18 protein-coding genes are annotated in these 17,814 nt (G+C 60.1%); 9 read left to right on the top strand and 9 right to left on the bottom strand.

Going from position 1 to position 17,814, the window contains the following annotated elements:
• Positions 1–189: 189 nt before the first annotated feature.
• Genes yjfF through ytfQ form a run of 4 tightly spaced genes read right to left on the bottom strand, consistent with a single transcriptional unit; the run spans position 190 to position 4,711 of the window.
• A complete protein-coding gene (gene yjfF / locus QLG07_RS05995) occupies positions 190–1,176 on the bottom strand; it encodes a galactofuranose ABC transporter, permease protein YjfF (protein WP_048916104.1) in 987 nt (328 codons plus the stop codon).
• Positions 1,169–2,188 carry a galactofuranose ABC transporter, ATP-binding protein YtfT gene (ytfT, locus tag QLG07_RS06000; RefSeq protein ID WP_099753664.1) on the bottom strand — a complete coding sequence of 340 codons (1,020 nt, stop codon included), beginning with the start codon at positions 2,186–2,188 and terminating at the stop codon, positions 1,169–1,171. The genes yjfF and ytfT overlap by 8 nt, the downstream gene beginning before the upstream one ends.
• Positions 2,181–3,704 (bottom strand): galactofuranose ABC transporter, ATP-binding protein YtfR, encoded by a 1,524-nt coding sequence (gene ytfR / locus QLG07_RS06005; RefSeq protein ID WP_282468751.1) that lies wholly within the window; start codon positions 3,702–3,704, stop codon positions 2,181–2,183. Before ytfR ends, ytfT begins: the two co-directional genes overlap by 8 nt.
• Before the next feature lie 50 nt (positions 3,705–3,754).
• Entirely contained in the window at positions 3,755–4,711 is a 957-nt protein-coding gene (ytfQ, locus tag QLG07_RS06010; protein ID WP_048916107.1) for a galactofuranose ABC transporter, galactofuranose-binding protein YtfQ, read from the bottom strand.
• Between the two features lie 592 nt (positions 4,712–5,303).
• Here ytfQ and ydgT point away from each other — a divergent pair.
• The 9 genes from ydgT (at position 5,304) to nth (ending at position 12,594) form a co-directional block, all read left to right on the top strand.
• A complete protein-coding gene (gene ydgT / locus QLG07_RS06015) occupies positions 5,304–5,519 on the top strand; it encodes a transcription modulator YdgT (RefSeq protein ID WP_048916113.1) in 216 nt (71 codons plus the stop codon).
• 131 nt (positions 5,520–5,650) lie between these two features.
• Entirely contained in the window at positions 5,651–6,091 is a 441-nt protein-coding gene (locus QLG07_RS06020; RefSeq protein ID WP_048916108.1) for a DUF2569 domain-containing protein, read from the top strand.
• Between the two features lie 126 nt (positions 6,092–6,217).
• A complete protein-coding gene (gene rsxA / locus QLG07_RS06025; protein ID WP_048916109.1) occupies positions 6,218–6,799 on the top strand; it encodes an electron transport complex subunit RsxA in 582 nt (193 codons plus the stop codon).
• Positions 6,799–7,374, top strand: coding sequence for an electron transport complex subunit RsxB (gene rsxB / locus QLG07_RS06030; protein WP_048916110.1), 576 nt, complete (start codon positions 6,799–6,801; stop codon positions 7,372–7,374). Before rsxA ends, rsxB begins: the two co-directional genes overlap by 1 nt.
• Positions 7,367–9,577 carry an electron transport complex subunit RsxC gene (rsxC, locus tag QLG07_RS06035; RefSeq protein ID WP_282468752.1) on the top strand — a complete coding sequence of 737 codons (2,211 nt, stop codon included), beginning with the start codon at positions 7,367–7,369 and terminating at the stop codon, positions 9,575–9,577. The genes rsxB and rsxC overlap by 8 nt, the downstream gene beginning before the upstream one ends.
• A complete protein-coding gene (gene rsxD / locus QLG07_RS06040; protein ID WP_282468753.1) occupies positions 9,578–10,639 on the top strand; it encodes an electron transport complex subunit RsxD in 1,062 nt (353 codons plus the stop codon).
• Entirely contained in the window at positions 10,639–11,271 is a 633-nt protein-coding gene (rsxG, locus tag QLG07_RS06045; RefSeq protein WP_282468754.1) for an electron transport complex subunit RsxG, read from the top strand. The genes rsxD and rsxG overlap by 1 nt, the downstream gene beginning before the upstream one ends.
• Positions 11,264–11,962 (top strand): electron transport complex subunit E, encoded by a 699-nt coding sequence (locus tag QLG07_RS06050; RefSeq protein ID WP_282468755.1) that lies wholly within the window; start codon positions 11,264–11,266, stop codon positions 11,960–11,962. The genes rsxG and QLG07_RS06050 overlap by 8 nt, the downstream gene beginning before the upstream one ends.
• Positions 11,959–12,594 (top strand): endonuclease III, encoded by a 636-nt coding sequence (nth, locus tag QLG07_RS06055; protein ID WP_282468756.1) that lies wholly within the window; start codon positions 11,959–11,961, stop codon positions 12,592–12,594. The genes QLG07_RS06050 and nth overlap by 4 nt, the downstream gene beginning before the upstream one ends.
• Before the next feature lie 36 nt (positions 12,595–12,630).
• On the opposite strand, the gene QLG07_RS06060 is transcribed toward nth, so the two are convergent.
• From QLG07_RS06060 to tssF, 5 genes are read right to left on the bottom strand one after another with little or no spacing between them, the layout of a single operon-like run.
• The gene (locus QLG07_RS06060; RefSeq protein ID WP_282468757.1) at positions 12,631–13,971 is read right to left on the bottom strand and encodes a VasL domain-containing protein; all 1,341 of its coding nucleotides are present in this window, start codon (positions 13,969–13,971) and stop codon (positions 12,631–12,633) included.
• 38 nt (positions 13,972–14,009) lie between these two features.
• Positions 14,010–14,465 (bottom strand): type VI secretion system baseplate subunit TssE, encoded by a 456-nt coding sequence (gene tssE / locus QLG07_RS06065; RefSeq protein WP_282468758.1) that lies wholly within the window; start codon positions 14,463–14,465, stop codon positions 14,010–14,012.
• The gene (gene tssJ, locus QLG07_RS06070; protein WP_282468759.1) at positions 14,465–15,010 is read right to left on the bottom strand and encodes a type VI secretion system lipoprotein TssJ; all 546 of its coding nucleotides are present in this window, start codon (positions 15,008–15,010) and stop codon (positions 14,465–14,467) included. The genes tssE and tssJ overlap by 1 nt, the downstream gene beginning before the upstream one ends.
• Positions 14,988–16,070, bottom strand: a complete 1,083-nt coding sequence (gene tssG / locus QLG07_RS06075) for a type VI secretion system baseplate subunit TssG (RefSeq protein WP_282468760.1) — start codon at positions 16,068–16,070, stop codon at positions 14,988–14,990. Before tssG ends, tssJ begins: the two co-directional genes overlap by 23 nt.
• Positions 16,034–17,788, bottom strand: a complete 1,755-nt coding sequence (tssF, locus tag QLG07_RS06080; protein WP_282468761.1) for a type VI secretion system baseplate subunit TssF — start codon at positions 17,786–17,788, stop codon at positions 16,034–16,036. Before tssF ends, tssG begins: the two co-directional genes overlap by 37 nt.
• Positions 17,789–17,814: the final 26 nt, after the last annotated feature.

The raw sequence follows: 17,814 nt of genomic DNA on the forward strand, positions 1-17,814 counted from the left end.
CTGCAGGCAGGAAACAACAAGGGCGGCCCCATAAACAGGTGCCGCCCTTTTATTTTGCCTTCCGGCTGACCGGAAGAGAGGGTCAGCCGCTACAGGGTCCGGGTAGGTCAGCCGCTACAATGTCCGGGTGGGTCAGCCGCTACAGGGTCTGTAGGGGTCGACCCTCTTTTTCGGTCGACCCTTTTTTTCTCACGATATCAACCGCTTCACCGGCGCATTCTGCTGGCGATCCCACATCACGGTGAGCAGGCGTTGCAGGGCAATAAAGGCGAACAGCAGGATGCCGATGGCGATCTTGGTCCACCACGAGCTGAGCGTACCATCGAAGTTAATCCATGTCTGGATCAGCCCCTGAATCAGCACGCCGAACAGCGTCCCCAGCACGGTGCCAACGCCGCCGGAGAGCAGCGTGCCGCCAATCACCACCGAGGCAATGGCATCCAGCTCCACGCCCATCCCCGCCAGCGCATAGCCCGCCGAGGTGTAGATTGAAAAGACGATGCCCGCCAGCGTCGCCAGGCCGGATGAGAGCATATAAATGCGCACCGTGGTGCTGCGCGTCGAAATGCCCATCAGCTGCGCCGAGGTGGCGTTGCCGCCAATGGCATATACCTGATTACCAAAGCGGCTGCGGTGCGCCAGCAGGATGCCAAAGGCCACCACCACCAGCATGATCACCGCCAGCAGGCTGAGCCGCCCGCCGCCGGGAATTTTCCACGCCATCGACGACAGCGTGGCATAAAGCGGATGGTCGATCGGCAGCGAACTTTCCGCCACCAGATAGCTGCTGCCGCGCAGGAAGAACATCCCCGCCAGGGTGATAATAAACGCCGGGATTTTCAGCGCGTCGATCAGCCAGCCCATAAAGGCGCCAAACGCCGAGCCCATCACCATCACCAGCGCAAACGCCAGCCACGGATCGAGGTGGAAATCACCAATCGCGCGGGCGAGAAACACCCCGGTAAAGGCGATCACCGCGCCAACCGACAGATCGATACCGCCGGAGAGGATCACAAACGTCATCCCAACCGCAATAATGCCGAGGAAGGCGTTATCGGTAAGGATATTGGCGATCACCCGCGTTGAGGCGAAGCCGGGAAACTGACTGAGGCAGAACAGGTAGCCCGCTACAAATACCAGCAGGGTAATCATTAACGGCAGATGACGTTTAATCACGGCGGCGCCCTCGTTTAAACAGTTGAATAAAGCGCGGCGACTGCAGCAGCAGCACCACCATCACCACCACCGCTTTGACCACCTGGTTCAGCTCCGGCGGGAAGCCGGAGAGCAAAATCCCGGTGTTCATCGCCTGTATAATCAGCGCGCCAATCAGCGACAGCAGCAGGTTAAAGCGGCCGCCCATCAGCGACGCCCCGCCAATTACCACCGCCAGAATCGCATCCAGCTCCAGCCACAGCCCGGCGTTGTTGGCATCGGCACCGCGAATATCCGCCGCGACGATCAGCCCGGCCACTGCCGCGCACAGGCCGCTCAGCAGATAGGTACTCATCACGACCAGCCAGCCGTTCACCCCGGCATTGCGCGCGGCGCGCAGGTTGATGCCGACGGCCTCGATAAACATCCCCAGCGCGGTTTTGCGCGTCAGCAGCCAGACCAGCAGCGCCAGCGCCAGGGTGATCCACATCGGCACCGGGAACAGCAGCAGCGTGCCGCTGCCAAGCTGCGCCAGCGAGTCGCTGTTAAAAGTGACTATCTGCCCCTGGGTGATCAGCTGCGCGATGCCGCGCCCCGCCACCATCAGGATCAGCGTGGCGACAAACGGCTGGATCTTCAGCAGCGCCACCAGCACGCCGTTCCACAGGCCGCATAGCAGGCCGCTGCCCAGCGTCACCAGAATAATCACCGGCAGGCTGTGCCCGGCCACGGTCAGCGTCGCCGCCGTGGCTCCGGCTATCGCCATCACCGCCCCGACCGACAGATCTATCCCGCCGGTGGCGATCACCAGCGTCATTCCTATCGCCAGAATCGCCACCGGCGCAGCGCGGTTAAGGATATCTATCGGGCTGCCGAACAGCCGACCATCCTGCACGTGAATAGCAAAGAAGTTATTGGCCACCAGGCTGTCGATCAGCAGCACCAGCAGCAGCGCGCCAATCTGCGGCAGGCCCGGCGGCAGTTTACGTTTCTGCATCGGCGGTTTCCCCGTCAATAAGTGGGAATCAGGCATGTTGCTCCCCTCCCGCCGCAATGGCGTTAACAATGGAGGCAACGGAGAGCTGCTCCAGCGGAATCTCCGCCACCTGCTGGCGATCGCGCAGGATCAGCACGCGGTCGGCATAGCCCACCAGCTCTTCCAGCTCGGAGGAGATCACCAGCAGCGCCAGGCCGTCGGCACACAGGGTCTCAATCAGGCGGATGATTTCGGCGTGGGCGCCAACATCAATGCCGCGCGTCGGTTCATCAAGGATCAGAAACTGTGGTTTGGTCACCAGCCAGCGCGACAGCAGTACTTTCTGCTGATTGCCGCCGGAGAGCAGCTCAACCGGCTGATCGGCGTCCGGAGTGCGAATGCCAAGGCTCTTGATATAGCGGTCGGCCACCTGCTGCTGTTCGCGGCGTGGGATGGGCCGCAGCCAGCCGCGCTGCGCCTGCAGAGCCAGAATGATATTTTCCCGCACCGAAGCGGCACCGATAATACCGTCGGTTTTGCGGTCTTCCGGGCAGAAGCCCATGCCGAGGCGAGACGCCTGCGCCGGGGAGCGAATGGTTTTGGCTTTACCCTTGATAAAGGCGCTGCCGCTGTCGGCACGCTTAATGCCGAACAGCAGCTCGGCGGTTTCGGTACGCCCGGATCCCAGCAGGCCAGCCAGCCCGACCGCTTCGCCCGGGCGCACGCTCAGGCTGAACGGCTCGATGGTGCCTTTCTTGCCGTAATTTTTAAATTCCACCACCGGCTGATGACTTTTCAGCGTGCTGCCCGCGCGCTGCAGCGCGGTTTCCAGCAGCTCACGGCCGAGCATCAGTTTGATCAGCTCAATCTGCGGCAGGGAATGGGTATCGCGCGTGGCAATAAACTGCCCGTTGCGCAGCACCGTAATACGGTCGGTGACGCGGTAAACCTGGTCGAGAAAGTGGGTGACAAATACCAGGCTCATCCCCTTTGCCTTCAGCTGTCTCATCAGCGTGAACAGCATCTCGACTTCGCTGGCGTCCAGGCTGGCGGTGGGTTCATCGAGGATCAGCACCTGAGCGGAGAGATCCACGGCGCGGCAGATAGCAATGATCTGCTGCATTGCCACCGAGTACTGGCCCAGCGGGCGGGTGACATCCAGCTCGAAACCGTAGTCGTTGAGTAATTTCACCGCGCGCTGGTTTAGCGTTTTACGGTCTATCAGGCCAAAACGTTTCGGTTCACGCCCGATAAACAGATTATCGGCAACCGACATATTCGGCAGCAGGTTCACTTCCTGATACACCGTGCCGATGCCCAGCTGCTGTGCCTCGGCGGTATTGCGCGGATTGATCGGGTTGCCGGAGAGGGTAATGGTGCCAGCATCGCGCTGATAAACGCCGGTCAGCACTTTAATCAGGGTCGATTTTCCGGCCCCGTTTTCCCCCAGCAGCGCCATGATTTCACCGGGACGCAGGTCGAAAGAGACATTATCCAGCGCCCGCACGCCGGGAAAGGACTTACTGACGCCGCTAATGGCAAGCAGCGGCGGTGGAGAGGAGTCGATGGTCATACGCGTGCCTCACGCCATGAAAAAAGCCGCCCTCAAGGGCGGCCCGGGGATCAGTAACCCATACCTTTTTTCTTATCCAGCTGGGCCTGGGCATCAGCAGGAAGGAAAAGTTTCGATTCGGTTTTGATGATCTTCGGCGGCATCGTGCCGTCTTTTTTAAGTTTTTCCAGCGCGTCGAAAGCCGGGCCGGCCATATTTGGCGTCAGCTCGACGTTGGCATTGGCTTCACCTGCCAGCATCGCTTTATAAATATCCGGCACGCCGTCAATGGAGCCGGTGAGAATATCTTTACCCGGTTTCAGACCGGCCTCTTTAATCGCCTGAATGGCACCGATAGCCATATCATCGTTATGGGCGTAAACCATGCAGATGTTTTTACCGTTGTTCTCTGCCTTGATGAAACTCTCCATCACCTCTTTACCCTTGCTGCGGGTAAAATCGCCGGACTGCGAACGGATCACTTTAATATTTGGCGTGTTGGCAATCGCTTCAGCGAAGCCCTTCTTACGGTCAATCGCCACGCTGGCGCCGACGGTACCCTGTAGCTCAACCACGTTACACGGCTTGCCCGCCTGCTGTTTCACCAGCCAGTCACCGATTAGCTTACCTTCATAGACGTTGTCGGCGGTGACGACCGCCTGATACAGCGATTTATCTTTGACCACGATAGCGCGGTCCAGCAGGAATACCGGGATTTTGGCGTCTTTCGCTTCTTCAAGCACCGGCTCCCAGCCGGTCTGGACTACCGGAGCAATGAAGATGGCATCCACGCCCTGGGCAATAAACGAACGCACTGCCTTGATCTGGTTCTCCTGTTTTTGCTGCCCGTCGGCGATTTTCAGCGTGATACCGCGCTTTTGCGCTTCACTTTTCGCCACGCTGGTCTCTGCGGCTCGCCAGCCCGATTCCGAGCCAACCTGAGAGAAACCAACAGTCATGGATTCAGCCAGCGCCGGAGCCGCCAGGCTGGCACTGATGAGGGTGGATAAGAGTAAACGCTTCCACATGATCATTTTTCCTCTGATGGGATTTTATCGAATAGGGTTAAGAGCCACTTAAGCCTGTACTATTCACCAAAAAACATTTTCGACAATGCTCACAAAACGCAACAAAACAAATGGCTTACGCCAACCCCGCGCCCCAGGCCTTAGCGGGTCGATATGGAAAAATCACGCAGTGGGCGCCAAATTGAGGTTAAATAACTGTAATAAACAGAAGCGTTTGCGCCGCAATCATTTGGAAGCGATTACAATACCGCGTGCAGTTCTGTCGCCGCCGTGCGGCGCGGTTGCGACGTCGGGTAAAGTGTGGATTTGTGAGCTGTTACACAGTTTGCGAAATTCCGGCAAAACGCTGGCCTGCAGCCGGGCGATGTGAGTCGAAGACAGGATGTGGATAGCGGCGCGCAATAAAATGAACCTAAATAGCGCTAAATCAATAAGCGGTATAAAAATTCCTAGAAAACTCTTAAAAAATCTATTTCAGCCCCGAATATCTTCATCATTAGTCTGAATTTACCTATTTCATCGCGAACTTTCTGGACTCTTTTTTGCCAAATAATATACTTATCACTCACTATTCCGTTCGCAAATGGCCAATATGACCGCTCAAGACTATTTGTTAAAATTTCGCAAAGTTAATTCCCTGGAAACGCTGGAAAAACTCTTCGACCATCTCAACTATTCCCTTAACGATGATGGTGAAATTATTCAGATGTACCGCGCTGCCGATCACCGTCGCGCAGAGCTGGTTTCCGGCGGTCGCCTGTTTGACCTTGGACGCGTGCCAAAAACCGTCTGGCGCTACGTCGTTTAAGGTTCCAGTTCGCTCTGGTTAATGACCTGGCGCATGAAGTTCCGTATAATCCTTTTCTGATATGAGGTGTATCCTGACGGTGCACCTTTTGCCTTGATGGCAGAGTTTGCTGACTGGATAAGGATGAATAAGTGGCTGTTGATACTAAACCGCGCCTGGCAGGCTGGCTGCTGGTGCCGCTGGCATGGCTGATCATGACCTTGCTGACCAGCGCGCTGGTGATGGCAATGTATTTAAGCGCCCTGCTCGACCCGGCGATGCGTAACGCGCTGTTCAGCCATGAAAGCAACGCATTATGGCAGTGGGGAGCCTCGCTGCTGACCTCTACCGTAGTCTGGTGCTACAGTGCCTGGGTGACGTGGATTTTCTGTCAACGCTCGCGTCGGCTGCCGCGCCACTACATTTTGTGGCTGCTACTCACCGTGCTGCTGGCGGTGAAGACTTTTGCCTTCTCTCCGGTGGCCGATGGTGCGGCAATTCGGACTTTACTGATCGCCCTGCTGGCGGCAGCGGTACTGGTGCCTTATTTCAAGCGTTCTCAACGCGTTAAGAACACTTTCATCGAACCGTGATGGTGAAATAAACGTCAAGAATTTAATCCTGAGTGCGCTGGCGTCGGACACCCGCCGCGCAACGGTTGTGATGGCGTAGCCAATATCCGATAATGTGCTGCTTTTGACTTTTCTTCAGGCGTAATAATGACCGAATACCTGCTTCTCTTTATTGGCACAGTGCTGGTGAATAACTTCGTCCTGGTGAAGTTTCTCGGCCTTTGTCCCTTCATGGGCGTTTCCAAAAAACTGGAAACGGCAATTGGCATGGGACTCGCCACCACCTTTGTTATTACCCTGGCCTCTATCTGTGCATGGCTGGTCAATCACCTGATCCTGCTGCCGCTCGATCTGGTCTACCTGCGCACCATGGCCTATATCCTGGTGATTGCCGTGGTCGTGCAGTTCACCGAAATGGTGGTGCGTAAAACCAGCCCTGACCTCTACCGCCTGCTGGGTATCTTCCTGCCGCTGATCACCACCAACTGTGCGGTGCTTGGCGTGCCGCTGCTTAGCGTCAACCTCAATCACACTTTCCTGCAGGCCGCGCTGTTCGGCTTTAGCGCCTCTATCGGCTTCTCGCTGGTGATGGTGCTGTTCGCCGGCATCCGCGAGCGCCTGGTGCTGGCCGATGTGCCCGCGCCGTTTAAGGGTTCATCGATTGCACTGGTCACCGCCGGCCTGATGGCGCTGGCGTTTATGGGCTTTACCGGACTGGTGAAGTTCTGATGAGTGCGATTTGGATTGCTGTGCTGGTTCTTAGCGCACTTAGCCTGGTGTTGGGGGGGCTGCTGGGCTACGCCTCGCGCCGCTTCGAAGTGGAAGAAGACCCGATTGTCGAACAGATTGACGCTATTTTGCCGCAGAGCCAGTGCGGGCAGTGCGGTTATCCCGGCTGCCGCCCCTATGCCGACGCGGTGGGTAATAACGGCGAACTGATCAACAAATGCGCGCCCGGCGGCGAGCAGACCATGCTGAAACTGGCGGCGCTGCTTAACGTCGACCCGCAGCCGCTGGGTGAAGAGGCCGCTTTGGAGCCAGAGCGTAAAGTGGCGTGGATTGACGAAGCCAACTGCATCGGCTGCACCAAGTGCATTCAGGCTTGCCCGGTGGATGCGATTGTCGGCGCCACCCGCGCGATGCACACCGTGCTGAGCGATGTCTGTACCGGCTGCGACCTGTGCGTTGCTCCCTGCCCGACCGACTGCATTGAAATGCGTCCGGTTGCTACCACTACTGCCAACTGGAAATGGGACCTGCAAACCATTCCGGTGCGGGTGATCACTGTAGAAAGTCATGCTTAATCTGCTCAACTACTTTAAAAAAGATCGGCTCTGGGACTTCGAAGGTGGCATTCATCCACCGGAGATGAAGACCCAGTCAAACGGCACGCCGCTGCGCCAGCTGCCGCTGCCCGCCCAGTTTATACTGCCGCTGAAACAGCATATCGGTAACGAAGGCGAGATCTGCGTGCGCCCCGGCGACGCTGTCCTGCGCGGCCAGGCGCTGACCTTTGGCAATGGCCGTATGCTGCCGATCCACGCGCCAAGCTCCGGTACCGTGAGCAAAATCGCCCCGCATATGACTGCGCATCCCTCCGCGCTGGCGGAGATGTGCATCTTTATCACTCCGGACGGCGAAGACCGCTGGATTGATAAGCAGACGCTGAGCGACTATCGCAGCCTGGACCGCCAGGAGGTGGTGCGCCGCGTGCATCAGGCTGGCGTTGCCGGGCTGGGCGGCGCGGGCTTCCCTACCGCCACCAAGCTGAAGGGCGTGCTGCGCGGGGTCAATACCCTGATTATCAATGCCGCCGAGTGCGAGCCTTATATCACCGCCGACGATCGCCTGATGCAGGACTGCGCCGCAGAAGTGCTGGAAGGCTGCCGCATTCTGGCGTGGACGCTGCAGGCGGAGCGCACCCTGATCGGCATTGAAGATAACAAACCGGAAGCGATTGCCGCGCTGAAAGCCGCCCTGGGCAGCGCGCGCGATATGGAGATCCGCGTCATCCCCACCAAATATCCTTCCGGTGGTGCCAAACAGCTGACTAAAATTCTCACCGGTAAAGAGGTGCCCCACGGCGGGCGCTCTACCGATATCGGCGTGCTGATGCAGAATGTCGGCACCGCCTATGCCGTTAAGCGCGCGATTATTGACGGCGAGCCGCTCACTGAACGCGTTATCACCCTGACCGGTGAGTCGGTGCGCCAGCCTGGCAACGTCTGGGGCCGCCTCGGCACGCCGATCAGCCATCTGCTGCATCACGCCGATTTCGCGCCGGGTGCCGAACAGATGGTGGTCATGGGTGGCCCGCTGATGGGCTTCACCCTGCCGACGCTGGATGTGCCGGTGGTGAAAATCACCAACTGTATTCTCGCACCCGCCGCCTCTGAGATGGGCCACAACGAGCCGGAGCAGGGCTGCATCCGCTGCAGCGCCTGTGCCGACGCCTGCCCGGCCGCCCTGCTGCCGCAGCAGCTTTACTGGTACAGCCGCGGCGGCGATCACGACAAAGCGCGCGAGCATAATATTGCAGACTGCATTGAGTGCGGCGCCTGTGCTTATGTCTGCCCGAGTAATATCCCGCTGGTGCAGTATTACCGCCAGGAGAAGGCCGAGATTCAGGCTATCGATCTGGAAGCCGAGCGTACTGCCCTGGCCAAGGCGCGTTTTGAAGCGCGTCAACAGCGCCTGGAGCGGGAAAAAGCGGCGCGTGAAGCGAAGCACCAGCAGGCCAAACGCAGCGTGGCTATCACCGACGCCGATGCGCTTAACGCCGCGCGCGAACGCGTGAAGGCGAAGCAGGCCGCTGCTGCCGCACCGCTCGATGACGACGCGGCGGCAGCTCAGCGCGCAGCCCGCCAGGCGGAAGCCCGCGCGCGCCAGGCTGAGCAACAGGCCAGCAGCGAACCGGTGACGCGCCAGGCAGCCGATCCGCGCAAAGCCGCCGTTGAAGCCGCGATTGCCCGCGCCAAAGCGAAGAAAGCCGAAGCCAGCGCGGCCATCGCTGAGCCGCCGGTAACCGCCGATACGCCGCCAGCCGCTGACCCGCGTAAAGCGGCGGTGGAAGCGGCTATCGCTCGTGCCAAAGCGAAGAAAGCCGCGCAGGCCGCCGTTGCTGAACCGCAACCGGCTGCGGCAGAACAACCGGCACCCGCCGCTGACCCGCGCAAGGCGGCCATCGAAGCCGCTATCGCCCGTGCCAAAGCGAAGAAAGCCGCGCAGGCCGCCGTTGCTGAACCGCAACCGGCCGTGGCCGAACAGCCGGCACCCGCCGCCGACCCGCGCAAGGCGGCAATTGAGGCCGCTATCGCCCGTGCCAAAGCGAAAAAAGCCGCGCAGGCCGCCGAAGCTCTGCCAGAAGTCACCCCTGAACAACCCGAACCCCGTCAGGAAGAGGCGCCCGCCGCCTCCCCTGAGGATGCACGTAAAGCGGCGGTGGCAGCGGCCATTGCACGCGTGAAAGCGCGTAAATCGCAGCAGCCGTCGACGCAAGAGGATTAAATGGCATTTCGTATTGCAAGCTCGCCCTATACTCATAACCGCCGCAGCACCAGCACCATTATGCTGCTGGTGCTGCTGGCAGCCGTACCCGGCATGGCCGTGCAGTGCTGGTACTTTGGCTGGGGTAACCTGATCCAGGTGCTGATCGCGGCGGCTGCCGCTATCGCGGCTGAAGCGGCTATCCTGCGGTTGCGCAAGCTGCCGCTGGCGGAGACGCTGAAGGATAACTCCGCGCTGCTGACCGCCCTGCTGCTCGGCATCAGCATCCCGCCGCTGGCGCCGTGGTGGCTGATTGTTATCGGCACGCTGTTTGCGGTGGTTATCTCCAAGCATCTTTACGGCGGCCTCGGCCAGAACCCGTTTAACCCGGCGATGGTTGGCTACGTGGTGCTGCTGATCTCCTTCCCGGTGCAGATGACCAGCTGGCTACCGCCGGACGTGCTGCAGGGCATCAGCCCGACCTTTGGCGACACCCTGAGTATGATCTTCCATTTCCATACGCTTGACGGCCACAGTATGCAGCAGCTGCAGGTGGGGATCGACGGCATCAGCCAGGCTACGCCGCTCGACACCTTTAAAACCGGGTTGCGCGCCGGCCATTCGGCTGAAGAAGTGCGCGCCATGCCGATTTACGGCGGCGTGCTGGCCGGCCTGGGCTGGCAGTGGGTCAACGTGGCGTTCCTGGCCGGGGGCATTTTCCTGCTGTGGACGCGCAGCATCCGCTGGCATATCCCGGTGAGCTTTATCGCCTCGCTGGCGTTCTGCGCCACGCTCGGCTGGCTGCTGTCACCGGACAGCCTGGTATCTCCGCTGGTGCATCTGTTCTCCGGGGCCACCATGCTGGGCGCATTCTTTATCGCCACCGACCCGGTGACCGCCTCCACCACCAATAAAGGCCGCCTGCTGTACGGCGTGCTGATTGGCCTGCTGGTGTGGCTGATCCGCAGCTTTGGCGGCTATCCGGACGGCGTGGCATTTGCCGTGCTGCTGGCGAATATCTGCGTGCCGCTGATTGACTACTACACGCAGCCGCGCGTATACGGACACCGTAAGGGTAAATGATGCTGGACGCGATTCGTAAAAACGGCGTAACGCTGGCGGTGTTTGCCGCTATCACCACCGGCCTGACGGCGGTGATTAATGCGGTAACCAAGCCGACTATTGAACATCAGACCGCCGTACAGCAGAAGATCCTGCTGGACCAGGTGGTGCCGCCCGAGCTGTATGATAATAAAATTCAGCAGGAATGTTACGTTGTCACTAATCCGGCACTGGGCAACGGCAGCCCGCACCACCTTTATCTGGCGCGCAAGGGTGATAAACCCGTGGCAGCGGCGGTGGAAACTACCGCGCCTGACGGCTACTCTGGCAATATTCAGCTGATTGTCGGCGCCAGCTTTGACGGCACGGTGTACGGCACCCGCGTGGTGGAACATCATGAAACACCGGGTCTTGGCGATAAAATCGAGCTGCGAATCTCTGACTGGATCATGAGCTTTAACGGCAAAAAAGTGGCCGGCGCGGATGACAGCCATTTCGCGGTGAAGAAAGACGGTGGCGACTTCGACCAGTTTACTGGCGCAACGATTACGCCGCGTGCGGTGGTCAATGCGGTGAAGCGCACAACGTTGTATATTGAAACCTTACCGGGGCAACTGTCCTCGTTGCCATCCTGTGGAGACGCCAATGAGTGAAGCAAAAACCCTGCTGGTCGGCGGGCTGTGGAAGAATAACTCCGCGCTGGTGCAGCTGCTGGGCCTCTGCCCGCTGCTGGCCGTCACTTCGACCGCTACCAACGCCCTCGGCCTTGGTCTGGCCACTACCCTGGTGCTGACCTGCACCAACAGCGGCATCTCCCTGTCGCGCCGCTGGGTGCCATCTGAAATCCGTATTCCGATTTACGTGATGATTATTGCGGCCGTGGTCAGCTGCGTGCAGATGCTGATCAATGCCTATGCCTACGGCCTGTATCAGTCCCTGGGGATCTTCATCCCGCTGATCGTCACCAACTGTATCGTGGTGGGCCGCGCCGAAGCGGTGGCGTCCAAAAGCCATGTCGGGCTGGCGGCGCTGGACGGTATGGCGATTGGCCTCGGCGCCACCAGCGTGATGGTGGTGCTGGGCTCTATCCGTGAAATTATCGGCAACGGCACGATCTTTAACGGTGCAGACCAGCTGCTTGGCCCGTGGGCGAGGGCGATGCGTATTGAAGTGGTACATTTCGACTCGCCAATGCTGCTGGCGATGCTGCCGCCGGGCGCGTTTATCGGCCTCGGCATGCTGCTGGCGGCAAAATATCTCATCGACAATAGGATGAAGCAGCGCGCCGCGCTGAAAGCAGAACAGGAGAGTGCTGCTATGCCGGAAGGAAAAACTGCGCAGTGAACAAGGATAAGCGTCACGAGATTCTGGTGCGGCTGCGGGACAATAACCCGCACCCCACCACCGAACTGAACTTCACTTCCCCGTTTGAACTACTGATTGCGGTGCTGCTCTCCGCGCAGGCCACCGACGTCAGCGTAAACAAAGCGATGGCCAAACTCTACCCGGTAGCTAATACGCCTGCGGCGATTCTGGCACTTGGCGTAGACGGGGTGAAGGAGTACATCAAAACCATCGGCCTGTTTAACAGCAAGGCCGAGAACGTGATCAAAACCTGCCGCATTCTGGTCGAGCAGCACGGCGGAGAAGTGCCGGAGAGCCGCGAGGCGCTGGAAGCGCTGCCGGGCGTCGGGCGCAAAACCGCTAACGTGGTGCTGAACACCGCCTTTGGCTGGCCGACCATCGCCGTCGATACCCATATTTTCCGCGTCTGCAACCGCACGCGCTTTGCGCCGGGTAACAACGTGGAACAGGTGGAAGAGAAGCTGCTGAAGGTGGTACCGAAGGAGTTTAAGGTCGACTGCCACCACTGGTTTATCCTGCACGGTCGCTACACCTGCATTGCGCGTAAACCGCGCTGCGGCTCCTGCCTGATTGAAGATTTATGCGAGTTCCGCGAGAAAACGGAAGGATAAAAAAACCCGCCAGCTGGCGGGTTTTTTGTTTCTGCTTCACTCCTGCTGCTGCTTTAGCAAAAAATAGCGCTTCTCTAACTGCTCCAGCGCCATCTCGGCCTGGCGGCGCTGAATATCCGACGGGTTAACCGAATAAAGACGCAGCTGCTCTTCTGCCGGGGTTGAACGGCTAAACGCCTGGGTGGCGTTGTACACCACCGATTTCAGTTCGCTGACGGTGATATATTTACCGCGCTGCCCGTCAAGGGCATTCAGCCTGTCCGTCAGCTGCTGCAGCTGCTCCATCCCCTGCTGCCAGCCGCCCATTGCCTCCTCAGGAAGCGCCGTGGCTTTAAGCTGCTGCTGCCACTCGGCGGCCATTTTGCCGACCGCAGCATCCTGCGGTTTAAACGCCTGGGCCTGGCGCACCAGCCGCTGCCCATAATCAAGCGCCCAGCAGGGTGACAGCGCCGCCAGCCACCCCAGCTGCTGTTCGGTGTGCTCGCGGATTTTTTCCGGCTGATAGTTTTGCCGCTTCAGGCTGTCGACCTGCTCCCCGGTAAGCGGCATTGCCAGGGGTGAAAGCGTGGCGGCAAGATGATCTATCAGCGGATCGGGGCGTTGCACAAGCTGCCATCCCCCTATTCCCGCAGCGCCCACCACCAGCATGGTCACAACCCCTGCGGCAAACGGCTTCCAGCGGCTAGTCGGCGGCGGCGGCGTCATGACCTCAATGTTCGCCTCGGGCTGGGGCTGGGCGATATAGACCCATTTTACGGCTGAAGGCGTCATCTCCACAGCCGGGTCGGCTGGGCGCTGGGCGCTGGCGGGCAGCACCGCACCTGACGGGGTGGCAGTCGCGCTGCCTGCCGCCGGATCGCTGTTCTCCAGCCGCACAGCGCTGCTGTGCATCAGCGCCGCCAGCGCGTCAAACTGGCTGAGATGGCGCAGCTCCAGCCGCTGCAACACCTCGTTCAGCCGGGTGAGCTGCTGCTCGGCGCGGTAAAGCTGGCTGAGATCGCTGTAGCCGATCGGCAGCGTGCGCATCATCTGCTGCACGCGGCGGCTGAGCCCGCTGAGGATCTCCACGCGCGCATGCACCTGCTGCGGCCACAGGTTGCCCCACTGGTGGCTGATTAACGCTTCGAGGATAGCCAGACCTTCGTTCAGGCCAGCAAGGCCGCCCAGCTGGGTGCGCGCCAGGGTATACCAGGCCACCGTTTGCAGCTCGACGCCGTTATGTTCAAACAGCGCGAGGCTGAGTTTTTCCACATAGTGCCAGTTCACGTCCGGGCGCGCCGGGTGGGACAGCTTGCCCAGCTCGTCGCGCAGCGCCGCGTAGTCCGGCAGCGTGCGTGGGTCGCCGCCGGTTTTCAGGTAACGTTCAGATATATTCATAAAAAGTTTCGATGATTATCAGAGAGGGGCGCCGCTGACTACAGCGAGGCGCGGGCGTCGAGGTACTGCTGCTGTTTCATATGGCGGATCAGCACTTTGCCTTCCGGCATAAATTCGGTGCCGTAGCGCACCAGACCGATACCTTTCAGCTCGGCATCAATGGCGTAGCGCAGCTCGCCGGGAATGCTCTGCGGCAGCATATCGACCTTAATACTGCTGAGGCGCGGCTCGTAGCGCAGCAGCACGCCGGACAGCGTGGTCATCAGCTGGTGCGCGGTGCCGGGCATGCCCTGCAAAATTTTGGTCATATCCGGCAGGCCGTAATCGGGCAGATGCGCCAGCGTCCCGGCGCGGCAGTTGAGGATGCGCTGCATATTGTCGAGCACCGAGATGATCACCTGGTTCTCTTCACTGACGTTGTGCAGATCCAGCCCGCCGGCAAAGTTGCCGTACAGCATTTCATACAGTGAGGGGGAGTTGTGTGAGTGCGGCATTATTTTTCCTTAACAGGCAGCAGGCTCAGGCTGTTTTCGCTCGCTTCAAGCACGCGCGCATTATCCGGGTCCAGCGCTTCGCGCTCCAGCACCTGCTGCCAGCCACTCTTCGCCAGGTCCGGCTGGCGGAACAGGCCGACGACCGCGACAAACTGCGCTTCCGGCTCCATCGGCATATTAAGGTTAACCGCGCCGCCAGGGCTCAGCACCAGGTCGCGGCTGGCGAGGAGATCGGCACCCAGCAGCGTGTCGCCATCGGTCGCTAACTGCTGGTAGACCAGCTTGTCGAAGGCTTTACGATCTTTCAGCTGATAAACGCGGATCACCACCGACTGCGGGCTGCTATGGTTTTCGCGCGCGTCGGTATTCAGTGCCTCACGCGCGATAAAATCGAGGTGCAGCACCTTAATCTTTTTATAGAAGATGGACGATACCGCCGAGCGGGTGCCGTCAGAGACGCTCTGCGTCAGTCCGCAGCCGCTCAGGCTGATGGCCAGTACCGGCACCAGCCAGCGGGTAGATTTAGTCAAACTGGTAATTAACACGCTTATTTCCTTGTACGTGTAGGGTCGGTTGCAGGCCGCGATAGCTGCCAAGTTCGGTGGTAAAAGTTTGCGGGACGTCGTCGGGAATATTCCCCGCCTCAACGCCCAGCACGCCGCTCATGCCGAGCCAGAACGGCGCCTCGCCAAGCGGCATCACCGGCAGCAGCGCGGTGCTGACGGTCAGGCGAATTTTCGCCTTAAAGCGCCAGCCGAGATAGACGCGCAGCATCACCAGGAAATCCTGATACAGCTGTCCGTCCGGCTTCCAGCCCTGCGCTTCGCTCTCGCTGTCGGTGAACAGCTCGATCAGCAGCTGGCTGCTGGTGTCCATCACTTCATCGCCCAGCGGCGCGTTGCCGTCCAGCAAAAAATCCTGCTCGCCGTAAAAGCCGAGCGGCTGGCTGATTTCAATCGGGCGCAGGCAGTACGGGCTGACCCGCGCCTGCGTCTCCGGCGCCAGCAGCTGTACCAGCGCCTGCACGCCCTCCTGGGTTTTTGCCGGCTGGCGCAGCACGCCGAGCAGCGCCAGAAAGCGCGAAACCGGGGTGGCGATATGGCTGGCGGTACCGGGAATACCTAAGCCCACCAGGCCCAGCAGCGACTGAGAAATCGTGTCCGTCCCGCCGCGCTCGAAGGTGGCGGGATAGGAGTATTTGCGCCAGATGCGGTAGAACTGCGTCAGGATGCGGTGGCTGAAGATATCCAGGAAATCCTGCAGCGCCTCGTGCCCTTCGCGCCGCTGGCTGATGTCGTCAAGGTAGGTTGTCGGCAGCGGGGAGTCTACGCCGTAGACGCCCATAAAGGTGGTGCGCACTTTGGGTGCCGCCGCGTCATCTTCACTGTATTCAACGCTTTTCAGCTCGCTGGCGGGAAAGCCCATGCCCGGCCACGGGCTGAAGCGCACCGCATCATCCTGAGGACAGGCGGTGCTGCCGAGCGGCGGCCTGTCCGGATGCTGTTTTTCCAGCAGCTGACAGAAGCGGTAAAAGTTCATCCGCGTCAGGTCAGCTTCCATACGCGGGCTCAGCCGGGAATGCGGCGGTTGTGTTTCTCTTGCCATTCCAGGCGCTCTCCGGTGGGTTGCAGGATAATAACCAGGCGGTTAAACAGGTAAATGTCGGTATACAGCGCGAAAAAGTGGCTGAGCATCTCGCCGAACAGGCAGATGTCGCCGTGCCCGGCAAAACCGTTGCTGTCGAGCGTCACGTCAATCTGTACGCCGCGCAGCAGGTAGCCCTGCTCGAAGCGCTCGGTTTCGCTGTGGCTAACGTCGAGGATCGCCTCCAGGCGGCGGCGGTTCATCTCGCTGCCGGTCCACTCGTACAGCGCCAGCGTGCCGCGCAGCACCTCGGCATTGTCCATCATCGACAGGAAGTTGCTGCCGAGGTGGCTGAGCACGCGCCAGTGGAAGCGGTCGCGATCCGGCGGATAACAGGGCAGCGTTGGCGCACAGAGGTTGCGCACCTCGACGCGGGTCGAGCTGGTGATGATAGCGGTATCCAGCACCGTGCTCTGCAGGGCGCGGCGCGGCAGCTGGCCATTGGTGCCGGTCAGGGTTAATGACAGGCTTTCGTCACCGGGCACGCTGTGGTTATCAAAGGCTTCACCGCCGAGGATAAGCCAGGTGTTGTGCAGCCCGGAAGCACCGCGCCGCACGCGGGAATGGTAGTAATATTCCGGCGCCTGGTGGCGCATCATCCCGCCCTTGTGGCGGAAGCTGGAGAACGGCACGTAGGTGTGTTGGCCGGAAGACATAACCGAGTCGACGGAATAAATTTCGGTATGCCCGTCCTGCACGCGCATCGGGCGCAGCAGGTATTCGGTCTGCAGCGAGTTGAGCGTCAGCGGGTCGGACTCCAGCGGGAAGAGGTTAATCACCGGCGCACAGTGCAGCCGCAGGTGCTTCTCGCTGAAGGTAAAATCATGCTCCCAGCGCTGCGCCAGCACCACGTCGATTTCGAACCAGGGCAGCTCAGCAGGCAGCGCGATATGCTCCAGCCCGCGCAGGCCGGTGAACATAAACTTCTCGCGGAAGGTGAAGTACTCCAGCAGCAGCTGATAGCCGCTGAAGCTGCTGTTGCCCTTTGGCCACAGCCGGTCATCTTCACCAAATCCCAGCGCGGTAAAACGCGCCTCCAGCGAGCGGCGCTCCGGGTCACCCGGCAGGCGTAGCCAGATGCTGGCGCTATTCAGGGTAAAGGCTTGATGCATTGCGCAGGCCAGCGGCGCATCGGCATTGAGATATATCGGGATCAGGCTGAGGTCAACCCTGCTCCAGTCGGCCAGGCTGCTGCAGGCAAAGCGCAGGCGCACCACCGAGCGACCGTCCGGGTCGGTGGAAAGCGCGGCCCGCTCCAGCGCCAGCGGCTGCAGGCTGATTTCACGGGTGGTGGTGTAGCGGCAGCGGGTCGCTTTCTCGCCGATCGGCCGTGACAGCACCTCAAAGCCCTTCGCGATGGACATTTTCTCTTTCATCTCGCGCCAGTCGGGGCTGAACTCCACCACCGACATCGACGGAATGGTGCGCAGGTAGTGCGGCCACAGCAGCGTGACCAGCCCTTCCGTCAGCTCAGGGAGATCGTCGTCCAGCTTCTCGCGCAGGCGGCCCATCATAAAGGCGAAGCCTTCGAACAGCCGCTCAACGTAAGGGTCGCGCGCGCCGGACTTGTCCAGGTTCAGCAGCGCCGCCCGGTCCGGGTGGGCGCGGGCAAACTCTTCACCGGCTTCAAGCAGGTAGCGCATTTCAGCGTCGTAATAACGCAGGGTTAAGTCGTCCATAATAAAACCTGAATAAGGGGTGTATC

Origin of the sequence: Erwinia sp. V90_4, from assembly GCF_029967685.1 — a bacterium.
GTDB lineage: Bacteria > Pseudomonadota > Gammaproteobacteria > Enterobacterales > Enterobacteriaceae > Erwinia > Erwinia aphidicola.